16 protein-coding genes and 1 pseudogene are annotated in these 13906 nt (G+C 53.7%); 9 read left to right on the forward strand and 8 right to left on the reverse strand.

Annotation, left to right across the window (positions count from 1 at the left end; genetic code table 11):
• Positions 1 to 375: pseudogene (locus tag ACT3XD_RS16350) on the forward strand (FAD-binding oxidoreductase); the annotation flags it as partial.
• A 17-nt stretch (positions 376 to 392) separates the two neighbouring features.
• Here the strand turns inward: ACT3XD_RS16350 and trpC are convergent.
• From trpC to ACT3XD_RS16365, 3 genes are read right to left on the reverse strand one after another with little or no spacing between them, the layout of a single operon-like run.
• Positions 393 to 1196, reverse strand: coding sequence for an indole-3-glycerol phosphate synthase TrpC (trpC, locus tag ACT3XD_RS16355; protein ID WP_192539232.1), 804 nt, complete (start codon positions 1194 to 1196; stop codon positions 393 to 395).
• A gap of 9 nt (positions 1197 to 1205) precedes the next feature.
• A complete protein-coding gene (gene trpD / locus ACT3XD_RS16360; protein WP_192539231.1) occupies positions 1206 to 2225 on the reverse strand; it encodes an anthranilate phosphoribosyltransferase in 1020 nt (339 codons plus the stop codon).
• Positions 2226 to 2261: 36 nt separating this feature from the next.
• Positions 2262 to 2852 (reverse strand): anthranilate synthase component II, encoded by a 591-nt coding sequence (locus tag ACT3XD_RS16365; RefSeq protein ID WP_192539230.1) that lies wholly within the window; start codon positions 2850 to 2852, stop codon positions 2262 to 2264.
• 203 nt (positions 2853 to 3055) lie between these two features.
• Here ACT3XD_RS16365 and ACT3XD_RS16370 point away from each other — a divergent pair, with 203 nt between their 5' ends.
• Positions 3056 to 3253 (forward strand): hypothetical protein, encoded by a 198-nt coding sequence (locus ACT3XD_RS16370; protein WP_018916758.1) that lies wholly within the window; start codon positions 3056 to 3058, stop codon positions 3251 to 3253.
• A gap of 102 nt (positions 3254 to 3355) precedes the next feature.
• Here ACT3XD_RS16370 and ACT3XD_RS16375 read toward each other — a convergent pair whose 3' ends face one another.
• Positions 3356 to 3517: a hypothetical protein gene (locus tag ACT3XD_RS16375; protein WP_192539229.1), complete on the reverse strand. Its 162-nt coding sequence runs from the start codon at positions 3515 to 3517 to the stop codon at positions 3356 to 3358.
• A gap of 368 nt (positions 3518 to 3885) precedes the next feature.
• Here ACT3XD_RS16375 and ACT3XD_RS16380 point away from each other — a divergent pair, with 368 nt between their 5' ends.
• On the forward strand, positions 3886 to 4800 hold the full coding sequence (locus ACT3XD_RS16380; RefSeq protein WP_192539228.1) for a metal ABC transporter solute-binding protein, Zn/Mn family: 915 nt from the start codon (positions 3886 to 3888) through the stop codon (positions 4798 to 4800).
• Between the two features lie 8 nt (positions 4801 to 4808).
• Here the strand turns inward: ACT3XD_RS16380 and ACT3XD_RS16385 are convergent, their stop codons facing one another.
• Positions 4809 to 5504: a phosphoglycolate phosphatase gene (locus ACT3XD_RS16385; RefSeq protein WP_192539227.1), complete on the reverse strand. Its 696-nt coding sequence runs from the start codon at positions 5502 to 5504 to the stop codon at positions 4809 to 4811.
• 168 nt (positions 5505 to 5672) lie between these two features.
• Here ACT3XD_RS16385 and ACT3XD_RS16390 point away from each other — a divergent pair, with 168 nt between their 5' ends.
• On the forward strand, positions 5673 to 6971 hold the full coding sequence (locus ACT3XD_RS16390) for an NAD(P)/FAD-dependent oxidoreductase (protein ID WP_192539226.1): 1299 nt from the start codon (positions 5673 to 5675) through the stop codon (positions 6969 to 6971).
• A 10-nt stretch (positions 6972 to 6981) separates the two neighbouring features.
• Here ACT3XD_RS16390 and rpe read toward each other — a convergent pair whose 3' ends face one another.
• A complete protein-coding gene (rpe, locus tag ACT3XD_RS16395) occupies positions 6982 to 7677 on the reverse strand; it encodes a ribulose-phosphate 3-epimerase (protein WP_192539225.1) in 696 nt (231 codons plus the stop codon).
• 301 nt (positions 7678 to 7978) lie between these two features.
• Here rpe and cysP point away from each other — a divergent pair, with 301 nt between their 5' ends.
• From cysP to ACT3XD_RS16420, 5 genes are all read left to right on the forward strand, one after another.
• Positions 7979 to 8989: a thiosulfate ABC transporter substrate-binding protein CysP gene (gene cysP / locus ACT3XD_RS16400; protein ID WP_192539224.1), complete on the forward strand. Its 1011-nt coding sequence runs from the start codon at positions 7979 to 7981 to the stop codon at positions 8987 to 8989.
• 9 nt (positions 8990 to 8998) lie between these two features.
• Positions 8999 to 9850 (forward strand): sulfate ABC transporter permease subunit CysT, encoded by an 852-nt coding sequence (gene cysT, locus ACT3XD_RS16405; protein ID WP_192539223.1) that lies wholly within the window; start codon positions 8999 to 9001, stop codon positions 9848 to 9850.
• Positions 9850 to 10677 carry a sulfate ABC transporter permease subunit CysW gene (gene cysW, locus ACT3XD_RS16410; protein WP_192539222.1) on the forward strand — a complete coding sequence of 276 codons (828 nt, stop codon included), beginning with the start codon at positions 9850 to 9852 and terminating at the stop codon, positions 10675 to 10677. Before cysT ends, cysW begins: the two co-directional genes overlap by 1 nt.
• Entirely contained in the window at positions 10674 to 11765 is a 1092-nt protein-coding gene (locus tag ACT3XD_RS16415) for a sulfate/molybdate ABC transporter ATP-binding protein (RefSeq protein ID WP_192539221.1), read from the forward strand. The genes cysW and ACT3XD_RS16415 overlap by 4 nt, the downstream gene beginning before the upstream one ends.
• Positions 11766 to 11939: 174 nt before the next feature.
• Entirely contained in the window at positions 11940 to 12533 is a 594-nt protein-coding gene (locus ACT3XD_RS16420; protein ID WP_192539220.1) for a YajG family lipoprotein, read from the forward strand.
• Positions 12534 to 12558: 25 nt separating this feature from the next.
• Here the strand turns inward: ACT3XD_RS16420 and ACT3XD_RS16425 are convergent, their stop codons facing one another.
• Positions 12559 to 13191 (reverse strand): thiopurine S-methyltransferase, encoded by a 633-nt coding sequence (locus ACT3XD_RS16425; RefSeq protein ID WP_192539219.1) that lies wholly within the window; start codon positions 13189 to 13191, stop codon positions 12559 to 12561.
• Between the two features lie 45 nt (positions 13192 to 13236).
• Positions 13237 to 13872 (reverse strand): TIGR04211 family SH3 domain-containing protein, encoded by a 636-nt coding sequence (locus ACT3XD_RS16430; protein WP_192539218.1) that lies wholly within the window; start codon positions 13870 to 13872, stop codon positions 13237 to 13239.
• Positions 13873 to 13906 lie beyond the last annotated feature (34 nt).

The following is a 13906-nucleotide window of genomic DNA, read 5'->3' on the forward strand; positions in this document are numbered from 1 at the left end:
ATAGCACCCAATCATCTTTCCCTGAGCGATCCCGGCTTTACGCTGCTGTCTCACTGCACAGAGAAGACCAATGCACCGGGCAGCCCGAAAGCATGGCAGCAGATATTTTCCGCGTTTGGGCTCACGCTTGAGCTGGCAGCGACGGGCTGCTGTGGAATGTCAGGCACCTATGGCCATGAAACCCGTAACGCAGAAACGTCCAAAACGATTTATGCCCAATCCTGGCAGCCGCAGGTTGAAGCCTCTGAAAACGCGGGCAAACTGCTAGCGACGGGCTATTCGTGCCGCAGCCAGGTCAAGCGCTTTTCCCATCTAGTGCTCCCCCACCCGCTGCAGGCCCTGCTGAACGTGCTACGCAGTGCTGACAGTCAGTAAGAGGAGCTAACGGCGGGTTAGAAAAACAGGTTTTTAAGCGCCTGGCCTGGGTCGGGCTGGCGCATAAAGGCCTCACCTACCAAAAAGCCATTGACGCGATGGTCGCGCATCAGTTGAACATCGTCTCGGGTATGGATACCCGATTCGGTGATCACGGTGACGTTATCGGGAATCTGCGCCAGTAAATCCAGCGTGGTATTCAGGCTGGTATCGAAGGTATGCAGATTGCGATTATTAATCCCCACCAGCGCTAAATCGAGCTTGAGCGCCCGGTTAAGCTCCTCGGCATCATGTACTTCCACGAGTACATCCATACCCAGCTGGTTGGCCTGCTGGTGCAGGTCACGCAGCTGGGTATCATCAAGAGCCGCCACAATCAGCAAAATACAGTCGGCGCCAATCGCTCGTGCCTCGCTAACCTGATAGCCGTGGGTAATAAAGTCTTTACGAATGACCGGCAGCTCGCATACATCCCGCGCAGCGATCAAATAATCTTCGTGGCCCTGGAAAAAGTCAGCATCGGTCAGCACCGACAAGCAAGCCGCGCCGCCCTGGGCATAGCTTTTGGCAATATCCGCAGGATGAAACTCTTCACGAATAACCCCTTTGGAGGGTGAGGCTTTTTTCACTTCCGCGATAATCGCCGGGTCGCCCGCTGCAATACGCTGATTAAGCGCGTTGATAAAGCCGCGCGGGGCGCTTTGCTTCTCGGCCAAGGCTAGCAAGTCAGCTTCAGAAACCGCCTGCTGACGCTCCGCGACTTCCTGATCTTTACGCGCCAGGATACGCGTTAAAATAGTCGGCGTTGTCTGTTGAGTCATGGCGATCAATTACCCTTTAAAAACGCTGGTGAAGTGAGAAAGCTCTCTGAGTTTCTCGAGCGGCAATTTAGACGCCTGCGCATCCTGGGCAATCATTACGCCCTCTTTCAAGTTATCGGCTACGCCGGCGCAGTAAAGCGCGGCGCCAGCATTGAGCGATACCATGTCGGCAGCTGCTCCCTCACCACTCAAGGCTGCCTTCACCAATCGCAGACTATCTTCTGCATTGGCCGCCTTTAGTGTTGCCAGGCTTTGGCGCTCAATGCCCAATACTTCAGGCGTAACCGTGTACTGGGTAATCTCACCGTCTTTAAGCTCAGCGACTTGAGTCGGTGCGGCCAGGGAGATTTCATCCAGCCCATCATCAGAGTGGACGACCATGACATGGCGACTGCCTAGCTTTTTAAGCACTTCGGCCATAAGCGGCACCAGCTCAGGGGAGTACACACCCACGACCTGATTAGGCGCACCCGCCGGATTGGTCAACGGCCCCAGAATATTAAATAGCGTGCGTACACCCATTTCACGACGCGGGCCGATGGCATAACGCATTGCTGGGTGATGGTTAGGCGCAAACATGAAGCCAACCCCCACCTGCTCAATACAGCGGGCTACCTGCTCGGGCTTAAGATCCAGGTAAATGCCTGCGATATCAAAAAGATCCGCACTGCCTGATGATGAGGAAACGCTGCGATTTCCGTGCTTCGCGACGTGGGCGCCTGCCGCCGCGGCTACAAAGCTTGAAGCGGTGGATACATTAAACAAATTAGCGCCGTCACCACCGGTGCCGACAATATCCACCACGTTTTCAGCATTAAGCTGAACGCGCCGCATCAAATCGCGCATTACCTGGGCGGCCGCGCTAATCTCCTCAGCGCTTTCTCCCTTCATGGCAAGCCCGACCAGCAAGCCGCCCACCTGAGCGTCGGTGGCAACGCCCGTCATTATTTGCCGCATCAAAGCATGCATTACATCAAAAGGGAGGTTCTCGCGGTGTATCACCGCATTAATTGCATCTCGCATTTGCATGAGCAGAGGAGCCTCTAAAGCGTGTGAAACAGGCAATCAGCCACGTTTTAAAAAATTAGCCAACAGCTCATGGCCTTGGCGAGTGAGTATTGATTCAGGGTGAAACTGAACCCCTTCTACATCCATTGTGCGATGGCGTAACCCCATGATCAAACCTGGCGTCACATCATCGTCTACTGTCCAAGCGGTCACTTCCAGGCAACTGGGCAGTGTCTCCTTATCAACGACTAATGAGTGATAGCGAGTCACTTCAACCGGGTTATCCAAACCTTCAAAGACACCTTGGTTCAAATGTAAAACAGCTGACGTTTTACCATGCATCACCTTAGGAGCACGAATCACTTGGCCACCATACACCTGACCGATGGCCTGATGTCCCAAGCAGACACCCAGAATAGGTAGCTTCCCGGCAAAATAGCCAATTGCCGCCATTGAAATACCGGCCTCGTTTGGCGTACAGGGGCCAGGGGAAATAACCAGATGCGTGGGCGACAGCGCTTCAATTTGCTCGATGCTAATCGCATCGTTACGGTGGGTCACCACCTCAGCGCCCAATTCGCTTAGATATTGGACAATGTTAAAGGTGAAGCTGTCATAGTTATCGAGCATCAAGACTTTTTTAATCATAACCCACTGATTACCTTATAACTCACCCGAGATACCCACCTTATTACTCAGCTCTTTACTCACCTACACCATTATTTGCAGATGCGCTTAATCAAGGGATTGTATCGTTGGATGAAGGTAATCGCTATGGCCGTTGCGACGTTGCAAATTTTTAGCCGTACTGGTCTATGCTGAAGAAGGCATTCACTTAATAGGAGAACGCCATGGATAAGGCCGTCATCGATATAATTCGGGACAAGGAAAAAATACCTGACAGCGTGCCCGATAGCGAAATCGCCCGAGAGTATAAAGGGACGTATACCGCTGCCCGAGCCGCGGTGAGCCTGGACCACACCCCCATTGATCAACAGCTCGCCAACGCTATGGCAAAGATTTTTCCGTTCATGAGAAAGAAAAAGTAATTCTTTCCAAACAGTTCAATTTAAAACAGCAGCCTTTAAAAAACAGAAAGCCCGCAGGCTTTCTGTTTTGACGTTGGTGCCGAGTACCGTAGCCTAAGTAATTTAACCTAAAGAGTTTTCGTTAAGACGCTTGGCTTCGCCTTCGGCCTCTTGGCGAGTGGAATAGGAAACCACGGAGGTTTCATCGGTTTGAGAGTCATCGGGTCGCGTATCAATCACGTGAAATTCACCGTTGCGCTCCTGCACTTTATAAAATTCGCTCATCGTCCTTCTCCTTGGGTGAAACAACCTCAAGGGTAGAACATTTTTCCAACCTTATATTTTTCTAATTTGATATTCTCAGGCCCTTTGTTATGAAACAGATTGTTATGGAACAGACTTTTTATGATGGAAATAGGTGATCAGCATTACTATTTTTAGTTAGCATGCTCGTGTATTAAACACCACGCGCCATGATCACAATATCCTTTCTAAGCATAAATAAGTTGCAAATCGACCAATTAAACGTTTCCTTCTACAAGTCTTATACTATTAATAACAACAGCTTATAACCAATTTTAAACGCTCAGGAACTAGCCATAGGGCGCAGCAGTCTTTATTATCTTGAGCCTTTAATCGAGTGGGAGCGTAAAATGCAAAAGCGAGTGACCTGGGTACGCACGCTCGTGTTAAGTATTTTTATGAGCGCATCACCGCTAGCAAGCGGCTCAACACTCAATGTCATCGCTTCTTTTCCAGTCCTTGAAGATCTGGTTAAGCGCATTGCAGGCGACGATATTCAGGTAAGCGTTATCGTGCCCACCGGTGCTGATGTCCATAGCTGGGAGCTAACGCCGCCCAACGTTTTGGCCATCGAAAAAGCCGATATTATGTTTTATAACGGCTTTGGATTAGAGCCCTGGCTACGTCATGTCGTGGCCATGTCTGATGACTCGCTTGTCCTTAAAAGCGTTGCAGAAAACGCCGACATTATTCCGCTAGCCATCACCACAGGCCAATATAAAGGGGCGGTCGACCCGCATATGTGGATGGACCCGCAAGGCGCTGCCGCCTATATCGAAGTGATTGCTGAAACCTTAGCAGAGCATTACCCAGCAAAAGCCGACGCGTTTTATGCCCGCGCTGAAGAAACCTATGACGCATTAAAAACGCTCGACAAGATGATTGAGCAGCGCCTGGACGGCGTCCCCAATACCAACCGCTCTCTGTTTACCAGCGAGGCAGGCTTAGGCTACTTTGCACGCGCCTACGGCTTTGAATACGCCGCTATTTGGGGAATGAATAACGAGACTCAAGGTAACGCCGATGCCATGGCCAAAATGAGTGAACGTTTAAATGCGACCCGCCCACCGGCGCTATTTTATGAGAGCACTGTCGACTGCATCCATATGGATGCCTTGGCGCGAGAGACGGGAATTGCGCTGGCAGGCCCGCTGTATGTTGATTCATTAAGCAGCCAGGACAAACCGGCCTATAACTACCCCGCCATGATGCGTCATAACACCGAACTCATCCATGAAGCGCTAGGCGGCGCGCGCCCTGAGTAGCGACACCGCTACTGGGCATAGGCCTGCTCAGTTTCAGGTTCCAACAGCGCGAGCAGCGATGAAAGCACAACATCCGGCTGACTAAGCTCAATTGGGGCACCATGGTTATAACCATACGGCAAGGCAAGCGTTGCAAAGCCTGCGGCCTTGCCCGCTTCAATATCGTGGCGTGAATCACCCACCATCAGGCATTCGCTAGGGGCAACATTACACGCCTTAGCAATATATAAAAGCGGCAACGGCGAAGGTTTTTTCTCGGCCAGCGTGTCTCCCCCGACCCACAGCGAAAACCACTCGAGCAAACCAAAGTGCTCAAGAATCGGCTTAATAAACTGCTCGGGCTTATTGGTAATCAGGGCAAACGTAAAGCCCGCACGATGAAGCGCTTCCAGCGCTTGTTTTACGCCTGGATATAGCGTCGTTAATGCATTAGGCGCGGCGGCGTAATATTCCATAAACGTATCAAGAGCGCGTGCTTGAAAATTCTCCTCTGGCGGATGTCCCAATGCCCAGGTAAGGGCGCGCTCAACCAGCACCGGCGCGCCATTGCCGACCCAATCGCGCACCCGCTCCTCGGTTGGTAAAGGTAAATCAAGCTTACCTAATGTCAGCTGCACCGCGACTGCAAGATCCGGCACAGAGTCGATCAGCGTGCCGTCCAGGTCGAAGGCGACTAGCCGCTTGTCGTTTAGTATGGGATGCATGTACATACTCCTTGAAGATGCGTTTGGCAAAAGCGTTTAACCACGAGGCGGCAGCCAATGATTCATTAGGCCGTTAGTTCAGCATCTTACTGATGTAAAAGTGCTGATGCATTAGTCAGATGCGCTGGAAGCTTCTATGCTCAAGCAAGCTAAGCCAAGGAGAAACCAATGGGCATACCTCGAATTGTTATTGTCGGTGGCGGCGCGGGCGGCCTAGCCCTCGCGACCCGGCTAGGCCATACGCTGGGCAAGCGCAAGCGCGCGGAGGTGGTTTTGCTGGATCGCAGCGCCACTCACGTATGGAAACCCTTGCTGCACGAACTTGCCACTGGCATCTTGAACTCCACCATGGATGAGGTCGACTTTCGCGGCCACTCGAGTACGCATGGCTACCGCTACCAACGCGGCTCTCTGGCTGGACTTGACCGCGACAACAAGACGCTCAACCTCGCTGCCATTGTGGATGAAGACGGCAAAGAGGTGCTGCCCGAGCGTACCCTCGCCTACGATTACCTGGTGCTTTCACTGGGAAGCGTGTCGAACGATTTCGGCACGCAAGGCGTTGCCGAGCATTGCCATTTTATTGATTCGCCTTTGCAGGCAAAGGCCTTTCAGCGCGACATGATCAACACCTTCCTACGCTATGCCGACCCGACGCTCAGAGAGCACACGACCCTCAGTGTAGGTATCGTGGGCGCCGGCGCCACTGGCGTAGAGCTTGCCGCCGAGCTTCTGGATGTCACCCGTCTGCTTAATGCCTACGGCGTGACCGATGTCGACGACAATCAGATCAGCGTTCATTTGATCGAAGCGGCGCCGCGTATTCTGCCCGCACTTTCCGAACGTATCAGCCAGACCGTTCACAAGGAGCTTGACGAGCTGGGGGTCAACATTCACGTGGAAACCGCCATCGAAGAGGCCCAGGAGTACCAGTTGGTGACCAAGGATGGCGAGGTGATCGAAACCGATCTTAACGTCTGGGCCGCGGGTATCAAGGCGCCGGATTTTCTTGCCGACCTGGGGCTTTCGGTGAACAAGAAAAACCAGGTGTGCGTCGAGCAAACCATGCAAAGCGTGGATGATACGAGCATCTTCGCCATGGGGGATTGCGCGAGCTGCCCTCAGGAAGACGGCTCGACGGTGCCGCCGACCGCACAAGCGGTGCGCCAGCAGGCCAGCGTGCTGGCCGACAATCTAGGCAAGGCTCTGGAAGGCAGGCCGCTCAAGCCTTTCAAGTTTCGCAATAAAGGTTCACTGGTATCGCTTGCCCGTTACGATGCCGTCGGCAACCTGATGCGCAGCGGCGCTTCCCGGGGGCTTTTCCTCGAAGGCTGGCTTGCGCGCAACGCCTACGCTTCGCTCTACCGCATGCACCAGGTTTCGATTCATGGCGTGCCCAGAACTGGGCTCACCTGGGTGGTGGACAAGTTGAACCGCTACTTGAAACCCAGAATGAAACTACATTGATCGTGGATGATCAGCGATTCGCCAACGCATCACGCAGCGAGCGCATTACCGAATCGAAGTCGTGCGGGTCGCTCTCTTGACGGGCATTGAAGATCGCCGAGCCGGCAACGAAAGTATCCGCGCCGGCAGCGGCGATCTCGGCAATATTGTCCACCTTTACACCGCCATCGATTTCCAACCGGATTGACCTGTTTGAAGCATCAATACGCGCCCGTGCCTCACGCAGCTTATCGAGCGTGGCGGGAATAAACGACTGTCCGCCAAACCCGGGGTTGACGCTCATCAACAGCACCATGTCGATCTTGTCCATGACATAGTCCAGATAAGAGAGCGAGGTCGCCGGGTTAAATACTAGCCCCGCCTTACAGCCGCCATCGCGAATCAACTGAAGCGAACGGTCGATATGTTCAGAAGCCTCAGGATGAAAGGTAATGTAGCTGGCCCCGGCCTCGATAAAATCACTGATCATGCGATCCACCGGTTTGACCATCAAATGCACATCAATGGGTGCGGTCACGCCATGGTTGCGCAGCGCCTTGCATACCATCGGCCCGATCGTCAGGTTAGGCACGTAGTGGTTGTCCATGACATCAAAATGAACAACGTCAGCCCCGGCGGCCAGCACGTTATCCACCTCTTCCCCCAAGCGGGCAAAATCAGCCGAAAGAATTGAGGGGGCAATTAAATAATCATGCTTAACGCTCATGGGGCACTCCTGATTAACCATTTTAATCATGGGAAAAGGGCTAACTGGCTTGTGCAGGTACAAACCTGGTGACGCCCTTTGCAAAGCGCGCATTTTAACAGAGCGAATCAAAAAAACAGGCGCTGTTTTGTTGTGCCCAAAGGTTAAGCGCTAACGTTAGCGCTTTGAAAGATATATCACGTGTGTTTTGACGCGGCGTTATTTCCAAAAAGAATATAAAACCGATATTGTAATTCCATAATGTCAGGCTTATCTTATGCCCATTGCCATTTGAATCGCCAACCGCCTTTAGGAGCTTGTCATGACGTTACCTGTACTGTTTCGCCGCAGCCTGCTTGCCATTGCATTGGGCGCCAGCATTGCCAGCCCCGCCATGGCGCAAGAACGTGAGCTGCTTAACTCATCCTATGATATTGCCCGTGAGCTGTTCAGCGCTATCAACCCTGAATTTCAGGCATGGTGGCAAGAAGAGCATGGCGAAGAGATCAATATTAACCAGTCACATGGCGGCTCTTCTGCACAGGCACGCGCTATCATGCAGGGACTACGGGCGGACGTGGTCACGTTCAATCAGGTAACCGATGTACAGGTGCTAGCAGATGCGGGCTTGGTGGCAGAAGACTGGCAGCAGGCATTTGAAAATAACGCTTCGCCCTACTACTCGACGACCGCCTTTTTAGTACGCAAAGATAATCCCAAAGGCATCGAAAACTGGGACGACCTGGCCAAAGAAGACGTCAGCCTTGTTTTCCCGAACCCTAAAACGTCAGGCAACGGTCGTTATACGTATCTTGCTGCCTGGGGGTTTGCTGACCAGGAATTTGATGGCGATGATGAACAGATTCAGGACTTCATGCGTACTTTCCTGGCCAATGTTTCGGTTTTCGATACGGGCGGCCGCGGCGCTACCACGAGCTTTATCGAACGTGGTATCGGCGATGTTCTGATCAGCTTCGAGTCAGAAGTTAACAATATCCGTAACGAGTACGGTAGTGATGATTACGAAGTGATCGTACCGCCCATCAGTATTCTTGCCGAATTCCCGGTTGCCGTGGTTGGCGAGAATGCCGAGCGCAATGGCAACAGCGACCTTGCGCAGAGCTACCTTGAGTTTTTATATCAGGAAGACACTCAGCGCCTGCTAGCAGGATTTAACTACCGCGTTCACGATGAAACCGTGGTTGAAGAATTTGCCGACGAGTTTCCGGAAACCGAACTGTTCAACGTTGAAGACGTATTTGGTAGCTGGGATGAGGCGATGACCAATCACTTTGAAAGTGGTGCACTTCTTGATCAATTGCAGCGTCGTTAACAAGACATTATGAGCCGAGCATTACGTCTAACCGGCAACACTCGCGTGTTGCCGGGTTTTGGTCTTTCAATGGGTATCAGCGTGCTATTTATCTCGCTGATACTTTTATTGCCTATTACGGGGCTGTTTGGCCAACTTTCCAATCTGAGCCTTGCTCAATACTGGGCGATCATTACCGAAGGGCGGATTGTCGCAAGCTATATGGTCACCATCGGTGCCGCAGCAGTCGCCGCCTTGATCAATGCCGTATTTGGCTTGCTGCTGGCCTGGGTACTGGTTCGCTATGAGTTTCCGGGCAAACGCCTGCTTGATGCGCTGATGGACCTGCCCTTTGCCCTACCCACGGCGGTTGCAGGTATTACGCTCGCCACCCTGTATGCGGGCAGCGGCTGGATGGGACGCCTGCTTGAGCCGTTGGGCTTTCAGGTCGCCTACACCTGGGTGGGTATTGCGCTTGCCATGGCGTTCACCAGCATTCCATTTGTAGTGCGCACCGTTCAGCCGGTATTAGAGGATTTACCTGCTGAAGTCGATGAAGCCGCCATGTCGCTAGGTGCCACCGACGGGGTCGCCTTTCGCCGGGTCATCATGCCGCATTTGTGGCCAGCCCTGGTTACTGGCACGGGGCTTGCCTTTGTGCGCTCGCTTGGCGAATTTGGCGCGATTATTTTTATCGCGGGCAATATGCCCTACGAAACTGAAATTACCGCCTTGATGATTTTTGTCAAGCTGCAGGAGTACGACTACGCGGGCGCGTCTGCCATTGCCTCAGTAGTGCTGTTCGTTTCGCTTGCCCTACTGCTTGCCATTAATGTCTGGCAGGGCCGCTTTGTCCGCCGCTTGCACGGAGGTAAAGGCTAATGCGTCGAATCGGTGATGCACCGGCCGTCAAACGCCTGCTGATTGGCGCGGCGTTAGTACTGTCGTCGCTGTTTCTTCTTTTGCCACTGGTGGCTATCTTCGCCCAGGCGTTTTCACAGGGCATGGCGGTTTTCTGGTCTAACGTCAGCAATTACTTCACCCTGCATGCGATTGGTTTAACGCTCGGGATTGCCCTGCTTACCATTCCTATCTGTTTGATATTTGGCGTTGCTCTGGCATGGCTGGTCACTCGCTTCAGCTTCCCGGGCAGGCGAATTCTGCAAACCCTGATCGATATCCCGTTTGCAGTTTCACCGGTGGTGGCAGGGCTTATTTATCTGCTGCTTTACGGGCGCAATGGCTGGATAGGCAGCTGGCTGGATGGTCATGATATTCAGCTGATGTTTGCCTGGCCGGGTATTTTGATGGTCACCGTGTTTGTGACCTGCCCATTTGTTGCCCGCGAGCTTATTCCCCTGATGCAGGCGCAAGGCTCGCGCGAGGAAGAGGCTGCGGCTACGCTGGGCGCGAAAGGCTGGATAACCTTTTGGCGAGTCACGCTACCCAACATACGCTGGGCGCTGCTTTACGGGGTCATTTTAACCAACGCCCGGGCGGTGGGTGAGTTTGGCGCGGTATCGGTGGTGTCAGGCGCGATCCGTGGTCAAACCAATACGCTACCCCTTCATCTTGAACAGCTTTACCAGGATTATAACGCGGTGGGCGCCTTTGCCTGTGCCGCGCTGCTGGCCCTGATCGCTCTACTTACCCTGGCGGCCAAAGCAAGCTTGGAATGGCGCGCATCGCGTCGGGAGGCGCTCTTATGAGCATTCGCTTACAGAATATTGCAAAGCATTTTGGCAAAACGCTGGCCCTTGAGCCCGTCAACCTGGATATCCATGAAGGCGAACTGGTGGGCTTATTGGGCCCGTCAGGCTCGGGCAAAACTACCCTGCTACGCATTATTGCGGGGCTTGAAAACGCCGACCGCTCGCCCGAACCCGGCAGGATCCTGTTCGGCGACCGCGATGTCAGCAACGTGCACGTGCGTGACCGGCGAATTGGTTTCGTATTTCAGCACTACGCACTTTTCCGTCATATGAGCGTGTATGACAACGTCGCGTTTGGCCTGACGGTAATGGCCAAAAAAGAGCGCCCTTCAAGCGGTGAGATTCGCGCTCGCGTTTTTCGCCTGCTGGAAATGGTCCAGCTTGAGCACTTGGCCAAGCGCTACCCAGCACAGCTTTCGGGCGGCCAGCAGCAGCGGGTTTCACTGGCCCGTGCACTAGCGGTAAAACCAGATGTCCTGCTGCTTGATGAACCGTTTGGTGCACTCGATGCAAAAGTCCGTCAAGACCTGCGCCGCTGGCTTCGCCGCCTGCATAGCGAGCTTAACTTTACCAGCGTGTTTGTCACCCACGATCAGGAAGAGGCTCTGGAGCTTTCCGACCGTGTCGTGGTGATGAGTAACGGGCGTATTGAGCAAATTGACGCCCCCGATACGCTTTATCATTCGCCCAAAAACCGCTTTGTGTTTGAGTTTCTAGGCGATGTAAACCACTTGGAAGGCAACGTTAATAACGCCGTTTTAACCTGTGGCGATGCCTATTTACACGTTGACCTGCCGAATGGCACCGAAGAGCTGCTGCTGCGCCCGCATGAAGTGCGTCTGGCTGAGCAGCCAAGCGACACCTGCCATTTACCGGTAGTGGTCACCGCCATTTCACCAGTGGGTGCAGAAGTGCGCGTCGAACTGGAGGCGGACTGGTTAGCCAAGCCTTGGCTTGCCACCGTGCGCCATGCTGATTTTGAGCGCCTTCAAATGCGCCGCGGGCAGCATCTCTATGCCTACCCTCGCCAATGGCACCGCTTTAAGGATGAAGCACTGGCTGCAGAACGGTCACGGGTAGTTTAAAACGTCATTCCAGCATCAACCTTTATCAGCATAAACTCATGAGTGCTGACGGTATCTTGCTGGTATTTAAGGCGTAACAGCGGCATAGTTTGCATAGAGAAACTCAAAGGCAGTTTTTTAAGACACGTTCTCAAAGACACCTTCTTGAAACAAACCGTAATAGCGGAGAAAAATATGCTTCGGCGCCAGTTTTTACGTCTTTCAGGTGTGCTTTTGGCAGGCGTTTGGTTAGCGGGCTGTGCAAGCCCTCAATATCTTCAGCTTAGCCCAGAGCGCAGTGGCAACGTACCGCAAACCGGATCAGGCCAGCAGGTAACAGTTGTTGCCGTCGATGGCCGGGAAAGTGAAGTGATCGGTACGCGGGCGGGTGGCAATATGTCAACCGCGCAAATCACGGTTAACAGCCACGAGCTGATTCCCCAGCTGCAGGCGGAAGCCGAGCGTGCGGTTCGCGAAATGGGCTTTAACCCCACAACAGAGCAGGCCCAGGGCCGCCCTACGCTGACGCTTGAGCTTGCCAGCCTGCATTACGGACGTGGTGACAGCGGCCAGCCGTTAGTGGACGAGGCCCGTCTTGAAGGTGTTTTCCGCGCGATTGCCAAAAATAAAGGCACGACGTACACCGGCACCTATACCTCACGCCGCACTCAAGGCTACGCAGTCAAGCCGGGTGAAGACACCAACACCCGTATGCTCAATGACCTTTTGAGCGACGGCCTGAACCGGGCATTCAACGACCCCGAACTTGGCCGCCTGCTTGCCCGTTAAGACCGCTAACGCAGCGTGGGGCACACTACAGCGGTGGCCCGCGCCGCTTAAGCGACCATACCGATTCAGTACGGCCCCGCTCATCGGGGCTACCCTTCTCTAACAGCGTTACACGAAAATTCGGCGTAAACAGCTGGGCTATTTCGTCGCCGGGCACGCTATACGGCGGGCCTGCTTCATCATCCTGATGAGTTATGCTGACCAGCAAGCCTTTGGCACCAGGTGGAACTAATTGAGCCAGGTGAAACGCATAGCGTTCTCGCGTTGCCGGCGGCAATGCGATGAGCGAGGCGCGATCATAAAACGCACCTACCTCCGCTGCCTGCTGTATGTGGAGATGAAAAAAATCTCCGCACCAAAGCTCCACACTCCCCTGGCGCGAGATTTCAAACCCCGCTTGAGCGTAGCGTGATACGCCAATCGAGCGCTGGGCCAGAAACTGCTCAATCGCCTCCGGCGCCAGCTCAATTCCTAATACGGGGTGCCCAGCTTCCGCCAACCAGCGCATATCCAGGCTTTTGCCGCATAAGGGAACCAGCACTTTCGTGCCGGACTCGACCTCAAGCGTGGGCCAGTAGTGAACTAGCGCCGGGTGCGGCTGATCCAAGTGAAAACCAATTCGGCCTTCTTGCCAACGCTGTCGCCAGGAAGTACTCATTGAGATCACCTTCACTTTTTTACAGGCTTTGAAACAGCGGCAAGCTTAGAACCAGCGATCACGCTTTTTACGCCGACGCGGCAAGTGCGGCACGATAAGCCCCACGAGCAGGCCAGCACCCGCCACGCCACCGCCATACATGAAATAGCGCATCAGCAGGTCTTCTTCCTGAGTGTCCAGACGCGCCTGTAAAGCACGCACCTGCTGGCGCGACTGCTCGGTTTCGCTATCCAGCTCATTGTTGCGCGCTTCAAGGTCGCTGATCCGCTGTTCACGTATTTCCAGCGTTTCGGTCATGGAGGAAGTACGCTGCTCCCAGGTATCGTTGATCCCCGCAAGCTCAGCCGTAAGTTCATCGACACGGTCTTGCAGAACCGGTAATTGCTCGCGTGCGCTAGGGGTTTCCTGAAGCTCATCAGTCAGCACCCATACCGTATCACCGCTGCCACCCCGCACACGCGTGTAATTACCGCTTTCTTCCAGTACCTCTACCTGCTCACCCGCATTGAGCGTACCGATAATACGATATCCATCAGTGGGGCCGCTGCGTACATAGGTGCTTAACGCATCGCTTACCCAGGCTTGATTATCGGTTTGTGCAATTGCCTGTGTACTGGCCACACTTAGCAGCACGCTGGCAGCGGCTGCAACACATGAGAAACAAAATTTATCTGCTTGCATGACGTCATGTCCTGATTAAAAAAACGCTGCATGG

It is taken from the genome of Halomonas sp. AOP7-B1-5 (genome assembly GCF_052353045.1).
Taxonomy (GTDB): Bacteria; Pseudomonadota; Gammaproteobacteria; order Pseudomonadales; family Halomonadaceae; genus Vreelandella; species Vreelandella colorata.

Excerpts from the sequence above, each read along its gene's own strand:
- ACT3XD_RS16425 (WP_192539219.1), bottom strand. The coding sequence starts at position 13,191 with ATGAGTACTTCCTGGCGACAGCGTTGGCAAGAAGGCCGAATTGGTTTT.
- ACT3XD_RS16370 (WP_018916758.1), top strand. The coding sequence starts at position 3,056 with ATGGATAAGGCCGTCATCGATATAATTCGGGACAAGGAAAAAATACCT.
- trpD (WP_192539231.1), bottom strand. The coding sequence starts at position 2,225 with ATGCAAATGCGAGATGCAATTAATGCGGTGATACACCGCGAGAACCTC.
- ACT3XD_RS16420 (WP_192539220.1), top strand. The coding sequence starts at position 11,940 with ATGCTTCGGCGCCAGTTTTTACGTCTTTCAGGTGTGCTTTTGGCAGGC.
- cysW (WP_192539222.1), top strand. The coding sequence starts at position 9,850 with ATGCGTCGAATCGGTGATGCACCGGCCGTCAAACGCCTGCTGATTGGC.
- cysT (WP_192539223.1), top strand. The coding sequence starts at position 8,999 with ATGAGCCGAGCATTACGTCTAACCGGCAACACTCGCGTGTTGCCGGGT.
- cysP (WP_192539224.1), top strand. The coding sequence starts at position 7,979 with ATGACGTTACCTGTACTGTTTCGCCGCAGCCTGCTTGCCATTGCATTG.
- ACT3XD_RS16380 (WP_192539228.1), top strand. The coding sequence starts at position 3,886 with ATGCAAAAGCGAGTGACCTGGGTACGCACGCTCGTGTTAAGTATTTTT.
- ACT3XD_RS16430 (WP_192539218.1), bottom strand. The coding sequence starts at position 13,872 with ATGCAAGCAGATAAATTTTGTTTCTCATGTGTTGCAGCCGCTGCCAGC.
- ACT3XD_RS16385 (WP_192539227.1), bottom strand. The coding sequence starts at position 5,504 with ATGCATCCCATACTAAACGACAAGCGGCTAGTCGCCTTCGACCTGGAC.
- ACT3XD_RS16365 (WP_192539230.1), bottom strand. The coding sequence starts at position 2,852 with ATGATTAAAAAAGTCTTGATGCTCGATAACTATGACAGCTTCACCTTT.
- ACT3XD_RS16390 (WP_192539226.1), top strand. The coding sequence starts at position 5,673 with ATGGGCATACCTCGAATTGTTATTGTCGGTGGCGGCGCGGGCGGCCTA.
- ACT3XD_RS16375 (WP_192539229.1), bottom strand. The coding sequence starts at position 3,517 with ATGAGCGAATTTTATAAAGTGCAGGAGCGCAACGGTGAATTTCACGTG.
- ACT3XD_RS16415 (WP_192539221.1), top strand. The coding sequence starts at position 10,674 with ATGAGCATTCGCTTACAGAATATTGCAAAGCATTTTGGCAAAACGCTG.
- trpC (WP_192539232.1), bottom strand. The coding sequence starts at position 1,196 with ATGACTCAACAGACAACGCCGACTATTTTAACGCGTATCCTGGCGCGT.
- rpe (WP_192539225.1), bottom strand. The coding sequence starts at position 7,677 with ATGAGCGTTAAGCATGATTATTTAATTGCCCCCTCAATTCTTTCGGCT.